Annotated in this window: 1 protein-coding gene; it reads right to left on the bottom strand. The window is 63.2% G+C overall.

The window, feature by feature from the left end; all coding sequences use genetic code 11:
• The coding region (locus PQQ95_RS36540; protein ID WP_408447263.1) for an electron transfer flavoprotein subunit beta/FixA family protein at nucleotides 1-473 on the bottom strand (473 nt) is incomplete at both ends.

Below are 473 nucleotides of genomic sequence, written 5' to 3' on the forward strand. Positions count from 1 at the left end.
CTTCCAGCGGCTTCTTCTTCGCCTTCATGATGTTCGGCAGCGTCACATAGCGCGGCTCGTTCAGGCGCAGGTCGGTGGTAACCACAGCCGGCAGCGACAGCGACAGCGTTTCAGCACCGCCGTCCACTTCACGCGACACCGTAGCCTTACCGTCCGCGACCACAACCTTCGAGGCAAACGTGGCTTGCGGCAGATTCGCCAAAGCAGCCAGCATCTGACCGGTCTGGTTCGAATCATCATCAATGGCCTGCTTGCCGAGGATGACCAGCCCAGGCTGTTCCTTGTCGACCAGCGCCTTGAGCAGCTTGGCCACCGCCAGCGGCTGCAGCTCTTCATTCGACTCAATCAGGATCGCGCGGTCCGCGCCGATCGCCAGCGCCGTGCGCAGCGTTTCCTGCGCCTGCGTCACACCCGCCGACACGGCGATCACTTCTGTCGCCACGCCCGCTTCACGCAGACGCACCGCTTCTTCA

The organism is Paraburkholderia caffeinilytica, assembly GCF_046030355.1.
GTDB lineage: Bacteria > Pseudomonadota > Gammaproteobacteria > Burkholderiales > Burkholderiaceae > Paraburkholderia > Paraburkholderia caffeinilytica_B.